The sequence below is a fragment of the Holzapfeliella sp. JNUCC 72 genome, from assembly GCF_053668685.1.
In genome coordinates this window covers 1,064,736-1,085,807 of sequence record NZ_CM132220.1, presented here as the reverse complement: position 1 = coordinate 1,085,807, position 21,072 = coordinate 1,064,736, and the positions used below count along the sequence as shown (strand labels likewise).

Here is a 21,072-nt window from a genome sequence, read left to right as displayed (position 1 = left end):
AAACAACTAGCCTAAACTAGTTGCTTAATTGTAATTTTTAAATCTAGATAGTGATTTTACCTGACATAATGTCTTGTTTAGCTTGTTCAACTTTTGCCCATGTATCATCGCTTAGTTGACCTTTAACTAAATCAACACCGTCTTCGTTAAGACCATAAATTGTGTGTTGTCCACCAGGGAATTCACCGTTCGCATTTTTATCAGCAACGTCTTTGATAACACTTGATAAGTTTTTGATAGAAGAAGTTAGAGTAACGTTACCGCCACTGTATTGCCCTTCGTCAGTTTGGTCACGATCAGCACCGATAACCCAAACTTTGTCACCACTTTTAGCTGAATCTTTGGCTACTGAGAAGACACCAGTACCTGTTTCACCAGCAAGTTGATAGATGACATCAGCACCTGTGTTGTACATTGCAGTTGCCATTGATTTACCTAAGTCAGCACGACTGAATGAACCAGCGTATTTAACATCAATTGAGATATCTGGGTTAACAGATTGTGCACCAGCACGGTAACCTTTTTCAAATTTACCTAGGACTTCACCTTGAACACCACCGATGAAACCGATTTTGTTAGATTTAGTTGAAAGCGCAGCAGAAACACCAGCAAGGTAAGCGGCTTGTTCATCTTTGAAAGTTAAAGATGCAACGTTTGATTGATCAGAGATGACATCATCAACGATTGCAAAGTTTGTATTTGGATTTTGTTTAGCAGCATCACCAATTGATTTAGATAAACGGTAACCAACACCGAAAATCATTTGGTATTTGTTTTTGATTAGATTGTTAATTTGAGAAGTTAAGTCTGAATCTTGTGTTGCAGCAGCGTAGTTGAAGCCACCTACACCTTTAGTTAAACTTTTTGATGCTCCCCATTGTTGAAGTCCTTCCCAAGCTGATTGGTTAAAAGACTTGTCATCGATGCTACCTAAAACGGTAACAGCTGTGGGTGTTTTAAATGTTTGATTGACTTCACTAGCTGATTGGTTAGCTTGTTTTGAGCGATTAGTACACCCAGTTAACGCTAGCGAGAATACAGCTAATGTTGAAATAATTCCAAAAAGATAACGCTTCTTCATATATATAGACCTCCGAAATAATTAAAATAGTAAAAATATTCAAAACCTCAAACATGTTACTAAATTTTTTTGTTTAAATCAAGTATTAGAGTGGATATTTTTGCAAATTAATATAAAAATGGTCACAACTATCAAAATAGTCTGTTGTCACTTTAGGTAATCTTGTGGTAGTATTTCTAAGGAGTAATGTAAATAATGTCATTATATTATGGTAGGAGTTGTTTTTATGGCGAATGCAACACAATCAGTACAGCCAAGATATCAACAAATAGCAATTGGAATTGCCGAGCGAATAGTTGAAGGTCGCTATGTTGAAGGCGAAAAGTTGAGAGCACGTTCAACTATTGCAATGCAGTTTCAAGTTTCACCCGAAACCGCAAGAAAAGCGATTACAATACTAGCTGATCTTTCAATAGTAGAAGTTAAACACGGGTCCGGCTTTTTTGTTTCTTCAAAAGCCCGTGCACAAGAATTTATTAAGCAACATCAAGATGTTCGAAGCTTAACTACAATTAAACAAGATTTAAATCACAGTATTAAAAGACAGCAGTCAGAATCAAAAGAATTCATTACGTTATTGAATAAACTAGTTGACCAAACTAAACGTTTTAATGAAGATAACACATTGATTCCTTATGAATTATTAGTAACAGAAGATTTTGAAGATCACTCTAAAAATATTAGCGAGTTAAACTTTTGGCACAATACAGGTGCAACAATTGTTGCTGTTAAGCACAAAAATAAGATGATTGTTTCACCAGGTCCCTTGGCAAAAATTGAAGTTGGCGATGTCATTTACTTTGTAGGTGATGAATTCGCTTACCAAAGAGTTGTGAACCTCTTGATGTCAAGGTAACCTGAGGGCGTTCATTTGACAAAAGTGACCCTAGGTGTTTTAATAGTGTGGTCACTTAAGAAATTAAGACATAAAATATATGGAGGTAACCATGCCAGTAGTAGAAGTTAAAAATTTAACAAAAGTCTTTGGTAAAAAATCCAAAGCGGCACTAGAAATGGTTAAAGATAAGAAAAGTAAAAACGAAATTTTACGCGAAACAGGGTCAACTGTAGGGGTCTATGATGCAAGTTTCAAAGTCGAAAAAGGTGAAATCTTTGTTATCATGGGTCTTTCAGGATCCGGTAAGTCAACATTGATTCGTTTAATCAACCGTTTGATTGAACCAACTGACGGTTCAGTTATGGTCGATGGTGATGATATTGCTAAAGTAGATAAAGATAAATTACGTGAAATTCGCCGTACAAAAATGAGTATGGTTTTCCAAAACTTTGGTCTTTTTCCAAATCGTACAATTTTAGAAAATACAGCTTACGGATTAGAAATTCGTGGTGTTGAAAAAGAAGAACGTAACAAACGTGCAGGGGAAGCACTTAAAAACTTACATTTATATGACTTTAAAGATCAACTACCTAGTCAATTATCAGGTGGTATGCAACAACGTGTTGGGCTTGCCCGTGCACTTGCAAATGATCCAGAAGTTCTATTAATGGACGAAGCGTTCTCAGCTCTTGATCCATTGATTCGTAAAGAAATGCAAGATGAACTGTTAGAACTACAACAAAAATTACAAAAAACAATTATTTTTATCACTCACGATTTAAATGAAGCACTTCGTTTAGGTGACAGAATTACAATTATGCGTGACGGTAAAATTCAACAAATTGGTACAGGGGAAGAGATTCTAACAACTCCTGCCAATGACTATGTTAAAACATTCGTTCAAGATGTTGATTATTCACGTGTGTTAACAGCTCAAAATATTATGGAACCGGCTTCATTGCTAAATATTCAAGCAGAAGGTCCAAATATTGCATTGCGTCGTATGAAGCATGACCGTGTTTCAATGCTTCTTGCAGTTGATCGCGATCGTAAGTTACAAGGTGTTATTACAGCAGATGCTGCACGTGACGCCAAAAATTCAGGAAAAGATTTAGTAGAATACTTAGATACTTCAATTCCTACAATTGCAAAAGATACGACTGTTAACGATATCTTTAATATCATTTACGATGCTAAAACACCGGTTGCTGTTACAGAAAACGGAAAAGTTTTAGGTGTTGTTATTCGTGGTAGTGTTATTGAAGCATTAGCAGATGAAGATGCTGAAAGTATCGATACTAATGATATTGTAGATGTTCAACCTGAAAAGGGGGATAAATAATGCTATTCAACATGTCAGTTCCTCAACTGCCAGTTGCTGATTGGGTTGAAGCCATTACGCAATGGCTAACAACCACTCTTTCTGGTTTGTTTGGATTTATCCAAACAGTAGGTCAAGGCTTAATGAACGGTATTACTAACTACCTAACATGGATTAATCCTTTCGTGATGATTGCCATCGTTGTAATTGGTGCGTTCTTTATTTCAGGACGTAAGTTCGGTTTAGCCGCATTTAGTTTAATCGGATTACTGTTCGTTGAAAACCAAGGTGCTTGGAGCGACTTGATGAGCACATTTACCTTGATTCTGGTCTCAAGTTTATTAGCTGTAATTATTGGGATACCACTTGGTATTTGGTCATCAAAAAGTAACGGTGCACAAGCTGTTATTACACCAATTCTTGATTTCATGCAGACAATGCCAGGTTTCGTTTACTTGATTCCTGCTGTTGCTTTCTTCGGTATTGGTGTTGTACCTGGTGTATTTGCATCAGTTATCTTCGCGCTACCACCAACAGTTAGAATGACAAACTTAGGTATCCGTCAAGTTCCGGGTGAATTAGTTGAAGCTTCTGAATCATTTGGTTCAACAGCTAGCCAACGTTTATTCAAGCTTGACTTGCCACTTGCTAAAAACACGATTATGGCTGGTGTTAACCAAACAGTGATGTTGTCACTTTCAATGGTTGTTATTTCATCAATGATTGGTGCACCAGGTCTTGGACGTGGTATCTTATCATCTGTTCAAAGAGCGCAAGTGGGTAGTGGGTTTGTTAACGGACTATCTATCGTTATTCTAGCGATTATTATTGACCGTTATACACAAGGTCTTAACCGTATTATGAGTGAAAATATTGCTGATGAAGCTGCTCGTCAAACGAAAAAACGTAACCGTCTAGTTGGTACTATTGTTGCATTAGTTGTATTAGTAGGTGGATTTATTACACAAACAGTTGTAGCTAGCCAATCAGGTACAACATCAAAAGGTAATATCACACTAGCCTACTTTGAAATGGACGACGCTGTCGCAACAACAAACGTAGCAGCACAAATCTTGAGAGATGCTGGTTACAATGTTGATGCAACACCACTAGATAATAGTGTTATGTGGCAAGCAGTTGCTAACAAGCAAGCCGATGCATTACTTGCTGGTTGGTTACCATTAACCCATAAAGCACAATATGAAAAATTCAAAGATCAATTAGATTTATTGGGTGCAAACTATGAAGGTGCGCAATTAGGATTAGTTGTGCCATCATATATGAACGTTAACTCTATTGATGATCTTAAAGATCAAGCAAACAAAACAATTGTAACTAATGAGCCTGGTTCAGGTGCGACTGCCGCAACTAAATCAGTAATCGATCAATATGCTAACCTAAAAGACAATGGTTGGAAGATTGAATCATCATCTACAGGTGCAATGGCTGTTTCACTAGGACAAGCTATTAAAAACCACAAAGAAATTATTATTAGTGGTTGGACACCTCACTGGATTTTTGGTGAATATGATGTCAAATTCTTACAAGATCCTAAAAAAGGATTTGGTGAATCAGAAACAATTAATACCTTTGCTCGCCAAGGATTAAAAGATGATAAGCCAGAAGCTTACAATATCTTGAAACAGTTCAAATGGGACGATAAAGATATTAATGAAGTAATGCTTGCTATTCGTGGTGGTAAGTCACCTCAGGATGCTGCCAAAGACTGGATTTCAAAAAATAAAGATAAAGTTGATGGCTGGATTAATAGCAGCAAATAAAAAAGTCACCTACATGAGTTGTAGGTGATTTTTATTAGCTAAAGTGACTATTTTTCTACTTTAAAAAATGGATATATTTGTCACTTTGGTGTTAAATATGTTATTATATATATGTCAAGAATTTGGAGATAATTTATTAAAAAATTTTATTTCTCAAATATTATTTTTTCACTAGTATCCCACTGCAACAGCGTTTTTATCAGTTGTTGTAGGAGGTGCTAGCGGTAGTTAATAGCAATTCTAAATTAATATAAGATGAAAATGAGACTTACATATTAGTAGTAATCTTGACAAAAAGTGCCTTTTTATGATTATATGTTATAGTCTGTTAATCATCTTAACAAAATTTATGGAGGTAACCATGCCAGTAGTAGAAGTTAAAAATTTAACAAAAGTCTTTGGTAGAAAAACTAAAGCCGCTCTAGAAATGGTTAAAGATAAAAAGAGTAAAAATGAAATCTTGCGTAAGACCGGTGCAACTGTAGGGGTTTACGATGCAAGTTTCAAAGTTGAAAAAGGCGAAATCTTCGTTATTATGGGTCTTTCAGGATCTGGTAAATCAACATTGATTCGTTTGATTAACCGTTTAATTGAACCAACTGATGGTTCAGTTATGGTTGATGGTGATGATATCGCTAAAGTAGACAAAGATAAATTACGTGAAATTCGCCGTACAAAAATGAGTATGGTATTTCAAAACTTTGGTCTTTTCCCAAACCGTACAATTCTAGAAAATACAGCTTACGGATTAGAAATTCGTGGCGTTGAAAAAGAAGAACGTAACAAACGTGCAGGAGAAGCACTTAAGAACTTACACTTATACGACTTTAAAGATCAACTACCTAGTCAATTATCAGGTGGTATGCAACAACGTGTTGGTTTAGCCCGTGCGCTAGCTAACGATCCAGAAGTTCTTCTAATGGACGAAGCATTCTCAGCGCTTGATCCATTGATTCGTAAAGAAATGCAAGACGAATTACTAGAACTACAACAAAAATTACAAAAAACAATTATTTTCATCACTCACGATTTAAACGAAGCACTTCGTTTAGGTGATAGAATTACAATTATGCGTGATGGTCAAATCCAACAAATCGGTACAGGGGAAGAAATTCTAACAACTCCTGCTAACGATTACGTTAAGACATTCGTTCAAGACGTTGACTACTCTCGTGTGCTAACAGCACAAAATATTATGGAACCTGCTTCATTATTGAATATTCAATCAGAAGGTCCAAATATCGCACTACGTCGTATGAAACACGATAAAATTTCAATGTTACTTGCTGTTGATCGTGACCGTAAGTTACAAGGTGTTATTACAGCGGAAGCTGCACGTGATGCTAAAAATACAGGAAAAGATTTAGTAGAATACTTAGATACTTCAATTCCTACAATTGCAAAAGACACAACTGTTAACGATATTTTCAATATCATTTACGATGCTAAAACACCGGTTGCTGTTACAGAAAACGGAAAAGTTTTAGGTGTTGTTATTCGTGGTAGCGTTATTGAAGCATTAGCAGATGAAGATGCTGAAAGTATCGATACTAATGATATTGTAGATGTTCAACCTGAAAAGGGGGATAAATAATGTTACCTAATATGTTAATTCAACAACTTCCAGTTGCTGACTGGGTTGAAGCAATTACAAACTGGTTAACCAATACATTCTCTGGTCTATTTGGATTTATTCAAACAGTAGGTCAAGGATTAATGGACTGGATGACTAACTACTTAACATGGATTAATCCATTTGTAATGATTGCCATCGTTGTAATCGGTGCGTTCTTTATTTCAGGACGTAAATTCGGTTTAGCTGCATTTAGTTTAATCGGATTATTATTCGTATTGAACCAAGACCTATGGTCAGACTTAATGAGTACATTTACATTGGTACTTATCTCAAGTTTAGTTTCTGTTGTTATTGGTGTGCCTCTTGGTATTTGGTCATCAAAAAGTGATCGTGCACAAGCCGTTATCACACCAATTCTTGACTTCATGCAGACAATGCCAGGTTTCGTTTACTTGATTCCTGCTGTTGCTTTCTTCGGTATCGGTGTTGTTCCTGGTGTATTCTCATCAGTTATCTTCGCGTTACCACCAACAGTTAGAATGACAAACTTAGGTATTCGCCAAGTTCCTGAAGAACTTGTTGAAGCTGCTGAATCATTTGGTTCAACAGGTAGCCAACGTTTATTCAAACTTGACTTACCACTTGCTAAAAACACAATTATGGCTGGTATTAACCAAACAATCATGTTATCACTTTCAATGGTTGTTATGTCATCAATGATCGGTGCTCCTGGTCTTGGACGTGGTGTTTTATCTGCTGTTCAAAGAGCACAAGTTGGTACAGGTTTCGTTAACGGTATCTCACTAGTTATCTTAGCTATTATTATTGACCGTTACACACAAAACATTAACCGTCTAATGTCAGCAGAATCAAAAGCTATTGACAAAGATGCAAAACTAAAACAAATGAAAGTTCGTCGTGGCGTTTTAATTGGATCGGTTGTAGTAATCGTTGTTAGTGCAATTGTTCAAGCTGTGATGGGATAATCATCATTACGATGTGTTAATTTATTGAGAAGAGAAAAAAGAATTAAATTTACTACTTTATTTGAGAGCATAAATTAGTTCTTCTTATCAACTCTTTGAATCAACATTTTGACATTTTGATAATAAACAAAAATACGCTCTCTGGTTTCTTTAGGGAGCGTATTTTTTTGCATCTATTATAGGTATGAATCTACTAAATTTGGAGGATAAAAGTAATTATGAGTAAATTGAAAAAAGTGATGTTAGCTGTGCTGATGACAGCCGTTATTATGCCACTGGCAGCTTGTTCATCAGGCGACAGCAAATCATCAGGCGATACTTCAAAAACCGTTAAATTAGCTTATATGGAGTGGGATGACTCAGTTTCATCCACTAACGTTGTTGCTGAAGTTCTGAAAGAAATGGGCTACAATGTTCAACTGACACCCCTAGATAACGCTATTGTATGGCAATCTGTTGCGAATAAACAATCAGATGCAATGGTATCTGCATGGTTACCTCTAACACATGGTCAGCAATATGAAAAATATAAAAATCAAATTGACTTGGTTGGTCCTAGCTTATCGGGAGCTCAATCAGGTCTTGTAGTTCCCTCATATATGACAAATGTAAATTCCGTTTCTGATTTAGTTAATCAGGCTAATAAAACAATCACAGGGATTGAACCTGGTGCGGGAATTATGACAAGTGCAGAAAACGCGTTAAAACAATATTCTAACTTGAAAGATTGGAAGTTAATGCCATCTTCTACAGGGGCAATGACAGCTACTTTAGACAAGGCTTATAAAAACCAAGATGAAATTGTTATTACGGGTTGGGAACCACACTGGATGTTTACAAAATATGATCTTAAATTCTTGGAAGATCCAGAAAAATTAATTAGTTCACCAGAGACAATTAATACTGTAGCTCGACAAGGACTTAAAGAAGATAACCCAGAAGTTTACAAAATACTTAAAAACTTTAAATGGGATATGAGTGATATTGGTGACGTGATGCTTGAGATGAGTAGTGGTAAAAAAGCAGATCAAGCTGCCAAAGACTGGATTTCTAAAAATCAAGATAAAGTTAACAGTTGGAAAAATTCATAATTGTAGTATAATAATGAACATGCGCTATCAACCGGATAGCGCATTTTTTATTGCCGAGATAAGTTGGAGGAAAAATATTTATAATGAAATTTGCTAGGAAAATTAGCATCATGTTGTCACTATTGTTTGTTGGGTTGAGCTTTACAGCATGCTCCCCTAAAAAAGAAACTCAAGCTGCGAAGTCTTCGAATAAGATTACGCTAGCTTACAAGGAATGGGATGATGCAATTGCATCAACATTCGTAGTAGGTGAAGTTTTGCAAGATATGGGGTACCAAGTTGAAATGGTACCTCTAGACAACATTTTTATGTGGAAGTCAGTCGCTGATGGCAGCGCTGATGCTATGGTAACGGCATGGTTGCCCACAACCAATGGTCCGGAATATAAGCGCTACAAAAACAATGTGGATATTATAGGTGAAAGTTTAGTAGATGGAGCCAAAGCAGGATTTATCGTGCCTTCATATATGTCAGTTAATTCAATAGCTGATTTAAAAGATGAAGCGCATAAAACAATTACTGGGATGGAACCAGGAGCTGGAATTACAGCTAACGCTGAAAAAACCCTGAGAAGATATCCTAACTTAAAAGGATTTAAATTAATGCCCTCATCTTCAGGTGCCATGTTTTCTTCCTTAGATAAAGCTATCAAAAACAAAGAAGAAATTATTATCACAGGTTGGATGCCTCACTGGATGTTTAATAAATACGACGTGAAAGTTTTAGATGATCCACAAGGCACAATTAGTGCACCAGAAACAATTACAACCATTGCACGAAAAGGATTACAAGACGATAAACCAGAAGCCTTTAAAGTTCTTAAAAACTTCAAATGGGATTTACCAGATATTAACGAAATCATGGTTAAGCTAAGTGACAATGTCGATCCTAAAAAAGCTGCTAGAGAGTGGATTGAAAAGAATCCTGATAAGGTAGCAAGCTGGAAACAATCTTGATAAAAGATGAAATTATTCTTAAAAAATTCAACTTTTCTTTGAAAAAAATTCAAAAGTTGCTAAAATAGAAGTGTTGATTTTCGAAAAATATCAAGGAGGAAATTTTAATGAAATTAATGAAAAAGATTTTATTAACAGCTTTTGTAGCCGTTGCTGCAGTAGCCGTTACTGCATGTTCATCAAACAACAGCAGCAAGAATTCAGACTCATCAAAATCAGTTAAATTAGCCTACGTAAACTGGGACAGTGAAGTAGCTTCTACAAACGTTTTAAGTGAAGTCTTAAAAGGTATGGGATACACTGTTGACGCTGTACCTATGGATAACGCTGTTATGTGGCAATCAGTTGCTAACAAGCAAGCTGATGGTATGGTATCAGCATGGTTACCAAGTACTCATGCAGAACAATACAGTAAATACAAAGATAAAGTTGAATTATTAGGTGAAAACCTACAAGGTGCTAAACTTGGTTTAGTTGTTCCTAAATACATGGAAAACGTAAACTCAATTTCAGACCTTTCAGATCAAGCTAAGAAAACAATTACAGGTATCGATGCCGGTGCTGGTGTTGTGGCAGCTGCTGAAAAAACAGTTAAAGAATACGATAACTTGAAATCATGGCAAGTACTACCTTCATCTTCAGGTGCTATGGCAACAGCCTTAGATAAAGCATACAAGAACAAAGAAGATATCGTTGTAACAGGTTGGGCTCCACACTGGATGTTCGCTAAATACGATCTTAAGTTCTTAGAAGATCCAAAAGGTACAATGGGTTCAGCAGAAACAATTAACTCAATCGCTCGCCAAGGTCTTAAAGAAGACAAACCTGAAGTTTACAATGTACTTAAAAACTTTAAATGGACTAGCGAAGACATCAACAGCGTAATGCTTGCAATTAGTAATGGTGAAAAACCAGAAAAAGCTGCGCAAGATTGGATTGCTAACCACCAAGACCAAGTTAACTCATGGAAAAAAGCTTAATTAAGTCTTGATTAAAAGAATACTAGTTAATAACTAGTATTTTTTTTTTAGCCAACTTTAATTCAAAAATACCAGGAGGAATTTGTATGAAACATTTAAAAAAAGTTTTATTAACAGCTTTCGTGGCATTTCTAGCAGTGATAGCGACCGCTTGTTCAAGCAACAAACAAACTGACAATACATCAAACTCAAACAACGCTAAGAGTGTTAAGCTAACTTACGTTGAATGGGATAGTGAAGTTGCTTCAACTAATGTGGTTGGACAAGTCTTAAAAGATATGGGATATAATGTTGAATTGACACCTTTAGATATGTCATTTATGTGGCAATCAATCGCAAACAAGCAAGCTGACGGTATGGTAGCTGCTTGGTTACCTGTCACTCATGAAGCACAATACAACAAGTATAAAGACCAATTAGAATTACTAGGGTCTAACTTTGAAGGTGCTAAGCTTGGATTGGTAGTGCCTAAATATATGAATGTGAATTCAATAGCTGATTTATCAAATGAAGCTAAAAAGACTGTAACAGGTATTGACGCTGGTTCAGGAACAATGAGTTTAGCTGAAAAAACACTTAAAGAATATGATAATCTAAAATCATGGCAACTAGTTCCTTCATCTTCAGGTGCTATGACTGCTGCGTTAGATAAGGCATACAAAAACAAAGAAGAAATCGTGGTTACTGGTTGGCAACCACACTGGATGTTCTCAAAATACGATCTTAAGTTCTTAGAAGATCCAAAAGGAACAATGGGGGCAACTGAAACAATTAATTCAGTAGCACGTCTAGGTTTAAAAGAAGATAAACCAGAAGTTTATAATTTATTGAAGAACTTCAAGTGGAGCAGTGAAGATATCAATGGGGTAATGCTTGCAATTAGTAATGGTGAAAAACCAGAAAAAGCAGCTCAAGACTGGATTGCTAACCACCAAGAAGAAGTTAACAAGTGGAAAGAATCTAAATAAAAGCGCTAAAAAACATCACTAAAAATAAGTGATGTTTTTTATTTTGGATAAATCTCAATTAATACGTGATATTTTTGAAATTATTGTTACAATGAAGGCATAAATTGATTATGTTTTGAAATTACTAGGAGGAAAAATAGAAAATGACTGCTAACATAGACGTCCCCCGGCTGCCGATAGCTGAATGGATTGATGCATTTGTGCAATGGTTTACACAAACATTCGCGCAATTGTTTAATGTTATTCAAACAATTGGACAAGGGGGTATCGACTGGATTAGCGACTTTTTAATTTGGATTAATCCATTTGTGTTAATGCTATTAATTGTTGTAACAGCTTATTACATTTCAGGTAAGAAACTAGGGCTGACAATTTTTAGTTTTCTAGGACTGTTATTTATCTACAACCAACACTTGTGGAACGATTTAATGAGTACATTAACATTAGTGATGGTTTCAAGTTTAATTGCACTAATTATTGGGGTTCCTTTGGGAATATTAGATGCTAAAAGTCAAACTGCGTCAAAAATAATCACACCATTCCTTGACTTTATGCAAACAATGCCAGGGTTTGTTTATTTAATTCCGGCTGTTGCTTTTTTTGGAATCGGTGTTATGCCTGGTGTTGTTTCATCAGTGATTTTTGCTTTGCCACCTGTTGTTAGAATGACAAACTTGGGTATTCATCAAGTCCCTAAGTCTTTGGTAGAAACATCTGCTTCATTTGGGTCAACTGATACACAGCGACTATTCAAACTAGATTTACCTTACGCACGTAATACGATCCTAGAAGGGGCTAATCAAACGATCATGATGTCTTTATCAATGGTTGTGATTGCATCCATGATTGGCGCTCCTGGACTTGGTCGAGGTGTGCTATCTGCTGTTCAACGTGCTCAAGTGGGGCATGGTTTTGTAAATGGGCTAGCACTTGTGATTATGGCGATTATTATTGACCGATTTGCGCATAACATCAATCGCCATATTGCTCACCGAAAACTAGTTGATGCTAAAAGCCGAAAACATCAACATAAAGTTCATATTATTGCAGCAGTTGCTTTAATGCTGTTAACAGTTTCTGGCGGTGTTGTTCAAGCAACAACTGCTTCAGCTAGTCACTCTAAAGGCCATATTAAGTTGGTTTACGTTGAGTGGGATGATGCTGTGGCAACAACTAACGTGGCAGGTGAATTGTTACGTGAGGCAGGTTATGACGTTGATATTATGCCATTAGATGATGCAATCATGTGGAAGTCAGTTGCCACTAAACAAGCAGATGCAATGTTGTGTGCTTGGTTACCAACGACTCATAAGAACGAGTATGCCGAGTACAAAGATCAGTTAGATTTACTAGGTGCTAATTATGATAAAGCTCAAGTTGGTTTAGTTGTACCTGATTATATGAAGGCCAATTCTATTGAAGATTTGAAAGATGAAGCCAATAAAACGATTACAGGAATTGAACCTTCTGAATCAATTGTCGATTATGCACAAAATGCGACAAAACAATACGCTAACTTAAAAGGCTGGCAAGTCAGCACTTCTTCTTCTGGTGCAATGGCAGTTGTATTAGGCCAAGCTGTCAAAAATCACCAAGATGTTGTTGTGACAGGCTGGTCACCTCATTGGATATTTGCTAAATATCATCTTAAAATTTTGCAAGATCCTAAAAAGGTAATGGGTGAGTCTGAAAAAATCAATACGATCGCACGACAAGGATTGAAAGATGATTATCCAGAAGCTTATAACTTGCTTAAAAACTTTAAATGGGATGAGCAAGATATTAGTGAAGTGATGTTAAGAATTAGAAACGGTGAAAATCCACAAGAAGTTGCAAAATGGTGGTTATCAAATCACGCATCTCGCGTACAAACTTTTAAACAATAAAAAAAGACGACAGTTTGTCGTCTTTTTTTATTGCCAGTCAAATCCTTGGTCTTTAAGTATTTTAGCGATATCAAGTCTTTTACCTTGAATTAAGTGACCACCTTGAGCAATTTGAGAAATAAACGAGTCAGTTCTATTGTGTGAATCACGACTAGCGTAGTAATTTTTGATGTCGGTGTTATACTCATTAAAGGATGTTGAGTTGATATGGTTTAGGTCATAACTATTTTGAAATAGTCGATGGTGATGATTTAGTTTAGGTTTAACGTCAGGATTATCATCAGGATACCCGAATGCCATCGCAAAGAGAGGGAAGGTGTATTTGGGTAGTTTTAATAACTCAATAACCTTTTGTGCATCATTCAAGATGCTACCGAGATAAACGGAACCAATTTCTAAACTCTCAGCAGCTAAGTTAGCGTTTTGAGCCATTAAAGAAGTATCAACAATCGCATTAATAAGCGAAATGGGTTTTTGATACATAAAGTGGTCTTGATTGTTAGTTTGTGCAATAGCAGTATTACGATATTCATCGGCTATGAAAACAAGCAGTAAACCATTATTAGCGACATATGATTGTCCAGAAATCTCAGCTAGTTGTTCTTTGATTACAGGGTCTGAAATTTCGATAATCGAACCAGCTTGTCTAAACTGAGTTGTTGGTGCGTTAAAACTGGCAGTTGTAATTTGCTCTTTATGAGTTTTGGAAAGGGGTTTATCTTGAAACTTGCGAATACTAGTTCGTTTGTTAATTAAATTTAGAAAATGATGACTTGGTTCTGACATAAAAAACACCTCTTGTTAAAATGATTAGCTAACAGGTTAATCAATATTTTGTGTATTGTAAAGTGTTGTGATGGAATTTTAATGAGATTTTATAGAATATGTTATAATTTAGGAATAGTATTTAAATAAAAGGGCTGAGGTGCATATTAATGGCTACAAAAGAATTGAAAAGGTCTAAGCGGACAACATCAACAGCTAAAAAAGTTACAAAAACAAAGCCGAAGCGATTAACCGGTTTTTTAGTGAGTGACATTTTAGTGATTATACTGTCCGTTTTATTAATGGCTACTTACTTAAATCCCAATTTTGTAAAGTCTAATCTGAATAATTCAACACATATGACTAACTATATCAACCGTCAATTTGTTAAACTATCTAACTCTGTTACAACAGATCAAAATCAACTATCAGCAAAGCTCTTAAATGAAGAGCAATCAAACGACGTGATGAATAATATGATTGATTACACTGCTGGTATTCACAACTTTAGAAATAATAGTTTACAAATTGCATCCGAAATCAAAATAACACTGATTAATGTGATTGATGATAGTAGTGCCACAAAAGCAAAACGCGTCAAAACAGCACTGCAAGAAAATGAACAAACTTCTCAATATGCGGTTTTAGGAACATTTGATTTAGATGGCTTAACAACCTTATCTAATGCAGTGACTCTATTTTGGATGATTGCAATTGGTGTTTTATTGATTGCTTTGATTCTATTAATTGTTATCTTAAATAGAATGAGAAAGTCAAAAATGAATTTGAAATTAGCAATCAAAGAGCTTCTATCAGTAGTTTCTCGACTAGGATTAGTTTTAACGATATTATTTATGATTTTAGCTGTTATAACTTCATTATTTGACTTTTCAGGTGTAATAGGTGAATTTGCCGCTGCAATTATTCAATATACCTCTTACTTGTCATTCAATGTTGTTTTAGCTGGGGTTGTCATGTTTATTTCTGCTAGTATTTTATCTCTATTAACTAAGCCCTTAATCGACTAAAAAAGCTTTTCGATAATTTATCGAAAAGCTTTTTTTATTAATTAAATTAACTTTCTTCATCTGCTTTTTTTTCATCATGTTCACTTTTTTCATCATCTTCATCACCAATACCTGAGTAAGGGAAGATAACGATTTTGTGTGATAAATAATTAGCCATATAAATTTGGTTAAGTTCATAACCTCTTAGTTTAAGTTGTCTCATTAACCAATCTTCATCACGATTGATAACATCTAAAGCATCTTCATCAATTTGACCATCCATAATAATAGGATATTTAATGGTTTCATCGCCAACTTGAGTAACTGTCAATTGCCCATTTTGTTCGACTACACCACGTTTAACTTTGCGGATATCAAAAGCACCTGTGGAACGTAGTTTGAAGGATAAGTCGTGAGCTGATAGACCAATACTATTTAAAACTTCGACATTGATTTTCCCATTTTTAATCACGGTTACGGGTGAACCATCGATAGCACGTTTAAAGAAACGACTATGATTAGTTAGTAACTTAACAAATGAAACAATAAATGACCAAACTAATAAGACAATAAAGAATTGAAGTAACGTCACGTCTTTACTGTAGAGCATTCCCCCGATAACGCCCCCTAGGACATAGTTTTGAAGTTGATCAACTGCGTTACTAGGTGCTAAGTTTCCTTTACCAAAGACGTTAATTTGAAGAATTACAGTTGCAAAGGCTAACGTTAATTTAAGCCCAATATCAACATAGTTTACCATTGTTTTTCCCCCTAGTTATTTATTAAAAGTAATATCTTTTGTGTTAATTAAGTTGGTTTCGGTTAAATCGTAGGAACTAACGGCGTTATCATTATTAAACTGCACTTTATAAAACCGTCCCTTGCTGCCACCAATATTCAAAATCATACCGCTAGAAAGTGAGGTTTGATTAACGAATATTTGATCAGTTTCGGTGTTTTGGTTGACCTTAACAGCATCAAGAAAAGTTTTAACTTGCGTTGAATTATTAAATGAATTGTGTGCTTGTTGAAAACTTGAATATTGATTAAGTACCAATAGAGCAGAAAAGATAACTAGTACCACTAAAATATCACGATTACGCATAGAATCTTTATTCCTAAAGTAATCAAAGGCTGTCCATGCTAAAAAGCCAAGGACAATAATAATTAGGGCGAAACGAATGATTAAGCTTAAATCGCTTTGATTCCCCTCAAAAAAGCTATATGACCAAAAATCTGTTAAAAAGTAAAACATTCTGTTCAATACTCCTTTACCTGTAGCTAAATTTAAATTACACTAATTGGTTGTGGGTAATTAAAATCATATTTTAATCACTAACATACTTATCATAACGCTATTTTAAAAAATTTTCTATTTTAAAATAGCAGTAAAAAAATAGGAGCGATTCATTTTGGATAAAGATTCAAATAAATTAGGATTTTGGAGTATCGTCCTACTTGGAATTAACGGTATTATTGGATCAGGAATATTTTTGCTACCTAATAATGCCTATAAATCCATGGGAACAGCAAGTATTCTTGCCTTTTTATGTGCAATGATTTTAGCTTTATTTATTGCCTTAGTTATTGCTGAAAACGCCTCATTATTTAATGATGATGGCGGACCCTATCTCTATACTAAAGAAGCTTTTGGAGATTTTGTTGGTTATGAAATTGGAATTGTTAATTGGATTGCACAGATTGTCGCATTTGCAACTGTTGTGAATGGATTTGTAACGACTTTGTCAGGTGTTTCGTCAATTTTTAATGATCCGATAGTCAAAAATATTACGATTGCAATCGTCTTTTTACTGTTAGCAATTTTGAATATTAGGGGCCTTAAATTGAATCGAAATGTGAATAACATTTTGACAATTTCAAAACTAGTGCCACTAGTTCTTTTTTTAGCAATTGGTATTTTCTTTTTAAATGGGGCGCACTATCAACCAATAGTGGCTGAAGGTGTATTAGAACCGAATAACTTTTCACAGACAATCTTTTTGATTTTTTATGCCTTCGGTGGATTTGAATCCTTACCACTTGTAGCTGGTGAAATGAAAAACCCACGTAAGAATTTACCACGTGCGATTGTAGCAACCATTTTAATGGTTTCATTAATTTACGTTTTATTACAAATCGTTTCGATTGGAATTTTAGGAAGTGACCTTGCCAATAGCGTAGTGCCAGTACAAGATGCCTTTACTAAAATTGCAGGACCATTTGGTGGTGCAATTGTGGCTGCTGGAACGATTGTAGCTAGTGCAGGTGCTTGTGTTGCAGGCGCATTTTGGATGTCTCGTCCAGGAGTTGCGATGTCAGAAAATAAAATGCTACCGCAGTTCTTATCACAAAAAAATAAATTTGATATGCCACACTACGGAATTATAGTGTCTATGGTGATTGCGTTTCTAGTTTCATTAAGTGGCAGTTTTGTGTTCTTATCACAAATTAGTTCAGTAATTACCTTTGTTATTTTCATTCCAACCACTTTAGCGTTAATTGTTTTTAGATTTAAACATAAAGAAAGAAAAGGCGCTTTTACGGTTAAAGGTGGATTAACAATTCCTATTTTGGTTATTATTTTTAGCGTTATTTTACTGACACAGACCACTTTTGTACAATGGATTTCACTTATTTTAACATTTATGGTCGCAATTCCGTTTTATTTCGTATATTATAGAAGAAACTAACTTTTATATAGTTATCATTTAGAAAGGACGTTGAGATTGTTAATTAAAGAGACCAACTTAAAATTATTAATGACAATTCCATTTTGTTTAGTACATCATTCTAATATTTAAAACGCATATTTTAAATATTAGGAGCAGATGTATGACTTATCACCAAGTACAGGAATTTCTTTATGATCACCGACATCTTGTTAATTTTAGCTAACCAATCATTGTATGACTAAAAATTAATAGGAGATTATCATTATGAAGAAATCAGATCAAAATAAAAATAAGCTTGGCTTTTGGAGTATTGTATTACTCGGAATTAACGGTGTAATGGGATCAGGAATATTCCTGCTACCAAACAACGCCTACAAATCAATGGGGACAGCTAGTTTACTAGCCTTTGTATTTGCCTCAGTTTTAGTTTTACTAATTGCTTTAGTTATAGGTGAAAATGCCTCACTTTTCAAAGAAGATGGTGGACCTTATCTCTATACCAAAGAAGCATTTGGAAACTTTGTAAGTTATGAAGTTGGAATCTTAAATTGGCTAGCACAAATATTTGTGTTGGCGACTGTTGTTAATGGTTTCATTACAACACTTGCAGGAATATCACCAGTATTCGCTGATGGATGGGTTAAAACGGTGTCCATTATGGTCACATTTTTAATCTTGATTGTCTTAAATGTTAGAGGGTTAAAATTAACAAAATATGTTAATAACTTGATGACTTTTTCAAAATTAATTCCATTGTTCTTATTCTTGTGTATCGGAATTTTCTTCTTGAAAGGTCAAAATTTTCAACCTCTTGCCTTACCACAGTCGTTTGAACCTGCTAACTTTGCTCAAACCGTCTTCTTAATTTTCTACGCTTTTGGTGGATTTGAAGCGCTACCATTAGTAGCGGGTGAAATGGAAAATCCTAGAAAAAATCTACCTAGAGCATTAATTGTGACAATATCTTTGATTTCAGTTATCTATATCGCACTACAAGTCGTTTCAATTGGAATTTTAGGACCAGATTTAGCAACCAGTGTGGTCCCAGTACAAGATGCCTTTCAAAGGATTCTTGGACCTGTTGGCGGTATTTTAGTTGCTGCTGGAACGATTATTGCTAGCGCTGGTGCAAGTGTTGCAACTGCATTTTGGACACCACGTCCAGCAATTGCACTTTCAAAAAACAAAATGTTACCTGCATTCTTATCTAAAGAAAACAAACGACAAATGCCTTACATTGGAATTATTGTGACTTTAGTCATTTCAATGTTGATTTCAATTAGTGGTAGTTTTGTTTATCTTTCACAAGTAAGTTCAGTCATTACGTTCTTGTTATTTATTCCAACGACATTAGCACTTGTTGTGTTTAGATATACTAAAAAAGAAGAAAGAACCTTTAAAGTTAAAGGTGGAAAAACAATTGCAATCCTAGCCGCTTTAATCAGTATTGTCTTATTGACACAAGCTTCGCTAGATCAATTTATTGGAGTATTTATCGTTTTAATTTTGGCGATTCCATTTTACTTTATATATGATAGAAAAAATAATACACAGAAAGGATAAAACACAATGGAAACAGGACACCTGATGTCGGTTCCTTTTTGTTTGATGTATTGGCGCTCCTAAGCCGTTAATCAAGCAAAAAATATATTAAAAGGAGCCAGTAGTTATGAAAACTCAATTGCAAAACAGTTTACAAAATAAAATAGGAATGGAACTTACTCATTATTATTGGCGCTACTATCAAAATAACTAAGCAAACAGTCAATTAATTTTCGATAGGAGTGTTTTATAATGGGAAAAAGTGAACAAAAAGAAAAGAATAAATTAGGTTTTTGGAGTATTGTATTAATTGGAATTAACGGAATTATCGGATCAGGAATTTATCTTATTCCAAATTCTGCTTATGCCAAAGTGGGGACAGCAAGTCTATTGACCTTTTTATTAGCTGCTGTACTTGTTCTAACAGTAGCATTGTCTATTGCCCAAAATGCGTCATTATTCAAAGAAGATGGTGGCCCATACTTGTACGCTAAAGAAGCTTTTGGTGATTTTGTAGGGTACATTGTCGGATTATTAAATTGTATGTTACAAATTACAATTTTGGCCACTATCATTAGTGGATTAGTTAAAATTTTGGGCGGTTCATTATCATTTCTAAGTGGTGAATTCACACAAAAAGTGTTAACTGTTGCTATATTTGCAGTTCTAGCCATTATTAACTTGTCAGGTGTAACATTAGCGAAGTACATTAACAATATTATGACTATCGCTAAGCTGTTACCATTAGTTTTATTTATCGTTATTGGTGTTTTCTTCATTAAACAAGGAAATTACTCACCAGTCGTACCACCTCAAGGAATTAGTTTTGATAGTTTTTCACAAGCTGTTTTACTTATTTACTTTGCATTCGGTGGTTTTGAATCATTACCATTGATTGCTGCGGATATGAAGAATCCAACACGTAATTTACCACGTGCTTTAGTGACAATTATTGCACTAGTTTCAGCATTTTACATCTTATTGCAAGCGGTATCTATTGGTATTTTAGGAACAGAACTTGCACAAAATACAGTGCCGGTTCAAGCTGCCTTTGGTCGAATTCTAGGACCAGTTGGATCAGGAATCGTGGCTGTTGGTAGTGTTGTTTCAATGGCAGGAGCTGCAATGGCTGTTGCTTTATGGGCACCTAGACCTGTTGGCGCTATGGCGCAAAATGGTATGCTTCCTAAAGTCTTAGCTAAGAAAAATGCTAAAAATGTACCAGCGGTAGCAATTATTGTAACTTATATATTATCTATGCTGTTATCTTTATCTGGTGGTTTTGAAATTCTATCACAACTAACTTCTGTGATTTCACTGGTAATTTTCTTACCAACAACATTATCTGTGATGGTATTCCATTTCACTAAAAAGGATATTGAACGTCCTGTTAATATCAAAGGAAGTTTGTACATTGCGGGATTTGCAACGATTTTAATTTTGATATTATTAACGCAAACCTCTGCAGTTCAATTAATGAGTGCAGGAGCTGCTATTATCTTTTCAGCAGTAATGTACTTTGTAACACAAAAATCACGACAAAAATCTTAAGATAACTTAAAGAGTGTGCCTTTATGGACGCTCTTTTTTTGTACAATGTTATAGTGAAAGTAACTTATATT

16 protein-coding genes and 2 pseudogenes are annotated in these 21,072 nt (G+C 35.0%); 14 read left to right on the top strand and 4 right to left on the bottom strand.

Translation table 11 applies throughout. The features are described from left to right. Window positions 1-43: 43 nt before the first annotated feature. Window positions 44-1,081 carry a BMP family lipoprotein gene (locus tag JNUCC72_RS05350; RefSeq protein WP_454143573.1) on the bottom strand — a complete coding sequence of 346 codons (1,038 nt, stop codon included), beginning with the start codon at window positions 1,079-1,081 and terminating at the stop codon, window positions 44-46. A 226-nt stretch (window positions 1,082-1,307) separates the two neighbouring features. Here JNUCC72_RS05350 and JNUCC72_RS05345 point away from each other — a divergent pair, with 226 nt between their 5' ends. The 10 genes and pseudogenes from JNUCC72_RS05345 to JNUCC72_RS05300 all read left to right on the top strand — a co-directional run bounded on the left by JNUCC72_RS05345 (window position 1,308) and on the right by JNUCC72_RS05300 (window position 13,464). Next, the gene (locus JNUCC72_RS05345; RefSeq protein ID WP_339968651.1) at window positions 1,308-1,937 is read left to right on the top strand and encodes a GntR family transcriptional regulator; all 630 of its coding nucleotides are present in this window, start codon (window positions 1,308-1,310) and stop codon (window positions 1,935-1,937) included. A 91-nt stretch (window positions 1,938-2,028) separates the two neighbouring features. Continuing rightward, window positions 2,029-3,261, top strand: a complete 1,233-nt coding sequence (locus JNUCC72_RS05340) for a quaternary amine ABC transporter ATP-binding protein (RefSeq protein ID WP_454143571.1) — start codon at window positions 2,029-2,031, stop codon at window positions 3,259-3,261. Window positions 3,262-3,272: 11 nt separating this feature from the next. After that, window positions 3,273-5,021 carry an ABC transporter permease/substrate binding protein gene (locus JNUCC72_RS05335; RefSeq protein WP_454144727.1) on the top strand — a complete coding sequence of 583 codons (1,749 nt, stop codon included), beginning with the start codon at window positions 3,273-3,275 and terminating at the stop codon, window positions 5,019-5,021. A 361-nt stretch (window positions 5,022-5,382) separates the two neighbouring features. Then, window positions 5,383-6,615 (top strand): quaternary amine ABC transporter ATP-binding protein, encoded by a 1,233-nt coding sequence (locus JNUCC72_RS05330; RefSeq protein WP_454143569.1) that lies wholly within the window; start codon window positions 5,383-5,385, stop codon window positions 6,613-6,615. Beyond that, window positions 6,615-7,562: pseudogene (locus JNUCC72_RS05325) on the top strand (ABC transporter permease); the annotation flags it as partial. The gene JNUCC72_RS05330 and the pseudogene JNUCC72_RS05325, both read left to right, overlap by 1 nt. 239 nt (window positions 7,563-7,801) lie before the next feature. Beyond that, complete coding sequence (locus JNUCC72_RS05320) at window positions 7,802-8,674, top strand: glycine betaine ABC transporter substrate-binding protein (protein ID WP_454143567.1); 873 nt, start codon at window positions 7,802-7,804, stop codon at window positions 8,672-8,674. An 83-nt stretch (window positions 8,675-8,757) separates the two neighbouring features. Then, window positions 8,758-9,630: a glycine betaine ABC transporter substrate-binding protein gene (locus JNUCC72_RS05315; protein ID WP_454143565.1), complete on the top strand. Its 873-nt coding sequence runs from the start codon at window positions 8,758-8,760 to the stop codon at window positions 9,628-9,630. A gap of 119 nt (window positions 9,631-9,749) precedes the next feature. Then, window positions 9,750-10,610, top strand: a pseudogene (locus JNUCC72_RS05310) (glycine betaine ABC transporter substrate-binding protein); the annotation flags it as partial. Between the two features lie 86 nt (window positions 10,611-10,696). Continuing rightward, window positions 10,697-11,578 (top strand): glycine betaine ABC transporter substrate-binding protein, encoded by an 882-nt coding sequence (locus JNUCC72_RS05305; protein ID WP_454143563.1) that lies wholly within the window; start codon window positions 10,697-10,699, stop codon window positions 11,576-11,578. Window positions 11,579-11,721: 143 nt separating this feature from the next. Next, window positions 11,722-13,464 carry an ABC transporter permease/substrate binding protein gene (locus JNUCC72_RS05300; RefSeq protein ID WP_454143561.1) on the top strand — a complete coding sequence of 581 codons (1,743 nt, stop codon included), beginning with the start codon at window positions 11,722-11,724 and terminating at the stop codon, window positions 13,462-13,464. A gap of 27 nt (window positions 13,465-13,491) precedes the next feature. Here the strand turns inward: JNUCC72_RS05300 and JNUCC72_RS05295 are convergent, their stop codons facing one another. After that, entirely contained in the window at window positions 13,492-14,250 is a 759-nt protein-coding gene (locus tag JNUCC72_RS05295; RefSeq protein WP_454143559.1) for a nitroreductase family protein, read from the bottom strand. Between the two features lie 149 nt (window positions 14,251-14,399). On the opposite strand from JNUCC72_RS05295, the gene JNUCC72_RS05290 reads away from it, so the two are divergent. After that, window positions 14,400-15,257 carry a hypothetical protein gene (locus tag JNUCC72_RS05290; protein WP_454143557.1) on the top strand — a complete coding sequence of 286 codons (858 nt, stop codon included), beginning with the start codon at window positions 14,400-14,402 and terminating at the stop codon, window positions 15,255-15,257. A 46-nt stretch (window positions 15,258-15,303) separates the two neighbouring features. Here the strand turns inward: JNUCC72_RS05290 and JNUCC72_RS05285 are convergent, their stop codons facing one another. Beyond that, window positions 15,304-15,996, bottom strand: coding sequence for a DUF421 domain-containing protein (locus tag JNUCC72_RS05285; RefSeq protein ID WP_454143555.1), 693 nt, complete (start codon window positions 15,994-15,996; stop codon window positions 15,304-15,306). 15 nt (window positions 15,997-16,011) lie between these two features. After that, window positions 16,012-16,491: a DUF3290 family protein gene (locus tag JNUCC72_RS05280; RefSeq protein WP_339968670.1), complete on the bottom strand. Its 480-nt coding sequence runs from the start codon at window positions 16,489-16,491 to the stop codon at window positions 16,012-16,014. Between the two features lie 157 nt (window positions 16,492-16,648). On the opposite strand from JNUCC72_RS05280, the gene JNUCC72_RS05275 reads away from it, so the two are divergent. The 3 genes from JNUCC72_RS05275 (at window position 16,649) to JNUCC72_RS05265 (ending at window position 21,001) form a co-directional block, all read left to right on the top strand. Then, window positions 16,649-17,926 (top strand): APC family permease, encoded by a 1,278-nt coding sequence (locus JNUCC72_RS05275; RefSeq protein ID WP_454143553.1) that lies wholly within the window; start codon window positions 16,649-16,651, stop codon window positions 17,924-17,926. 246 nt (window positions 17,927-18,172) lie between these two features. Next, entirely contained in the window at window positions 18,173-19,471 is a 1,299-nt protein-coding gene (locus JNUCC72_RS05270) for an APC family permease (RefSeq protein ID WP_454143551.1), read from the top strand. Between the two features lie 231 nt (window positions 19,472-19,702). After that, a complete protein-coding gene (locus JNUCC72_RS05265; protein ID WP_454143549.1) occupies window positions 19,703-21,001 on the top strand; it encodes an APC family permease in 1,299 nt (432 codons plus the stop codon). Window positions 21,002-21,072 lie beyond the last annotated feature (71 nt).